General features: G+C 68.1%; 2 protein-coding genes and 1 pseudogene. All 3 read left to right on the top strand.

All coding sequences use genetic code 11. The features are described 5' to 3' along the window. Positions 1 to 212, top strand: a 212-nt coding sequence (locus ACRDP3_RS08880) for a YrhB domain-containing protein (protein ID WP_431516310.1), incomplete at its 5' end; no start/stop codon positions are given. 6 nt (positions 213 to 218) lie between these two features. Then, on the top strand, positions 219 to 1526 hold the full coding sequence (locus ACRDP3_RS08875) for a YrhB domain-containing protein (RefSeq protein ID WP_431516309.1): 1308 nt from the start codon (positions 219 to 221) through the stop codon (positions 1524 to 1526). A 440-nt stretch (positions 1527 to 1966) separates the two neighbouring features. Continuing rightward, positions 1967 to 2985: pseudogene (locus ACRDP3_RS08870) on the top strand (restriction endonuclease fold toxin-2 domain-containing protein); the annotation flags it as partial.

Raw genomic sequence — 2985 nt, 5'->3', positions numbered from 1 at the left:
AGCCTGAACTGACGCAGGAATACCCGGTGGCATGGGCGGTCCGGTTCGACTCGCAGGAACATCTGGACACGGGAGAACTCGCGAAGGCCCCCTTCACCCGGGTGCTCATCGTCCCGAAGGACGGCGGAGCGCCTCACTTTCCACCGAGCAACATCCCGGTGGCCGCATACATGGAGCAGCTCTCCGCGAACCAGCCCCCCACGGGGGCCTGACGCATCATGGTCGACGCCCGGCAGCAGGCACTCCACTGGTTGCAGGCCACCTACGGCGGCCTCGTCGAACTGGCCCAGCAGGAGCCCGTCGCGGAGGACTCCGCGACGTGGCTGTTCGGCTGCCGGTCCATGCGCCAGCCCGGCTACCCGCCGACTCCCATGCTGGCGGCGTCCGTTGTCGTACCGAAGGACGGCAGCATCCCCTTCCATCCGGCGGCCAACGACCCGCTGGCGGACATCGCCGAGTTCGGCCGCGCGCCCTCGCCCCGACTCCCGGAAAACCAGGCGCGCAAGCTCAACTCCCGTGGCTGCGTGGTCACGGTCGCCTCAGCCATCAACGGCGCTCCGACCAGCTCACTTCCCTGGACGCCGGCGCACGAGGCACCCGGCTGGTGGACGCTGCTGCTGCGCCGGTACTTCCCGGGCGCGGAGCAACTGCACTGCGCGAGCTGGGACGACGTCATCGTCAAGGCACAGGAACCGGGACTGGGCACGCAGGGTGTGGTGTGGGTACGGCGTGAGACGGGGGGCGTGGAGACGACCGGCCACCTGATCTACGTGCTCAACGACAAGAACGGGGTCACCTTCCTCGACGGCATGACGGGCGCCCTCGCCAAACTCGACGCCGAAGGCATCCGCAGCCTGACCTTCGCCCGTACGCGCCCCACCGAACCGCCCCAACCCGCTCCAGCATCCACCCCCTGGCAGGCGGAAGCGGACAACTTCACCACTGCAGTCGTCAAGGCGGAGACGTGGCTGCGCCGCACGTACGAGGAACCCGTCGCCCTCCTGGACCCCGCTCCCGCGGACGAGATGGCCCGCGGCTGGCTGTTCGCCTGCAATACAGAGGCGTTCATCCAGAATCAGGACTGGACGCAAGGCATGCTGGACGCGGCGCTCATCGTCCCCAAGGCGGCCTCCGAGCCGTTCCTGCTCTCCAACGCCTACCCCTGGCACTGGCTCGACGCCTGGAACAACGGCCGCGAGCCCGGCGACGGCGTGCTGCCCTTCCCACCCGAACCGGGCCCGGCGGCATGGCTGCAATACAACCTCAAGGAGCTGGGCTCCCCGATATCCGTGACTGAACACGACGACTGGGTCGAGGTCTTCGACGAACTCCGTGCCATGCCGCCCGGCGCCCGCGCCCTGGTCTGGATCCGCCGCCGGGACGCCCGCGGCCGCGAGTCGACCGGCTTCGTCCTCACGGGCTTGCGTACGAACGACGGCCCGGCCATCCTCGACGGCTCGGCCAACCCCATCGCCGACCTCAACCCGGTTGCGGCGAACAGCTTCCGCCTCATCCGCTACCGCTGACGACCGCCAACATAGCGCGACTACAGCCGGTAAGGCTTGGTGGCGGAGCAGTGCACTCCCCCCTCTGGCCGCGTGTTGGAGGAAGGACCGGCTTCGGAACGCCCTCCGAGCTCGCGGAGACAGACGATGCCGCAGCCCGCGTAGTTCCTGATCGACACCAGCGCCCTCGCCCTGTTCATGCGTAGCGACAGTGACCGGTTCCACCGGGATCACAGGCCCGCGTCCCAGCCACCACCTTCCGCCCCATCCACTAGCGCTGACCTGGCCGGTTCGCCGGACCCAGCCTTCGGCATCTCCATCACAGCCGACCCTCAAAGTTGGCTCCGCGTGCCCTCGACTGCGCCGATCACCATGCGATAGGTGTAGTGGGCCGAGCCGTAAAAGGCGGCGGGGGAGGGAGAGTTGTGGGCGGGGACCGGATGCACCTGTATGCATCGGACATGATCAAGGGCTCGATGGGCCTGGTCGATGTGATGAAGGGGGCACGCGACACCACCATCGCACTCTCCTCCGAGCTCAACGGTCGGCAGGGCGGGATGGCAGGCGACGATGACGCCGGGCGCAACTTCTCCAAGGCCTACACGTCGGCAGCGACCACGACTCTGGACCAGATGGGCTTCAGCGCCTACGTGCTGGGGCAGACCGGTGCCGGGCTCATGCGCACGGCGCGGGAGTTCATGGCACAGGAGAGCAGAACCGCGGCGTCCATCATGGGCAATCAGCAGGACCTGACGGCAGGCATGGCCGACCCGAGTGACGGATGTGACCAGGCGTTCCTCAACAGGGGCCAAGAACTTCCGGAGGTCGTCGGCGACACGGCTTGGTACAAGCAGTACAAGCCTGGGAGCGGTGAACGCTTCCGCGGCGACCCAGACAAGGCCCGGGACGTAGCCGACTCCTGGCGCAAGGCCGGCAAGCTGGTGGGGCGGCTCCTGAACGCTGCGCAAGGGTGCGCGTCGACGGCGAACAAGGCGCACAGTGGGGAGGCGGCGGATGCCTTCGACCGGTACTTCAAAAGGTGCGTGGGATACGCCGACCCCCCTGAGCGAGCCCAGGCAGACGAGACGTTGGTGGCGAACCTCGCAGCAGCCTGCCAGCAATTGGCGAAGGCCTGCGACAAGTACGCCGAACACATCGACGCGGCGAACCGTGAGATCGGCCTCCACAAGGTGGACTTGTTCGCCATCGACAACCCCTTCGACGACCCCAAGTGGGGCGGCAACGGCTTCGACGGCGGCCTGAACTCGGCCGTTCTGGGTGACCCGCACATACACCACCTCGGGGACGTGGCACACGCCCTGGACAGCTCACAGGCCCGTGTCCACCTCCCCCGCCCCGAGGCACCCTCGGGGCCAGGTCTGCCCGGTCTGCCGATCCTCCCGCTACCGATCCCCCGAGTTCCTGTCCCGATTCCTGCGATGGCTCTGGCGACCGCGGGACCGAGCGGCTACGCCTCGGT

This window comes from Streptomyces sp., from assembly GCF_050698815.1.
GTDB lineage: Bacteria > Actinomycetota > Actinomycetes > Streptomycetales > Streptomycetaceae > Streptomyces.
This window is presented reverse-complemented; position numbering and strand designations above follow the sequence as displayed.

Bases quoted from the DNA above. Each gene is read 5' to 3' on its own strand.
- ACRDP3_RS08875 (WP_431516309.1), top strand. From the start codon at position 219: ATGGTCGACGCCCGGCAGCAGGCACTCCACTGGTTGCAGGCCACCTAC.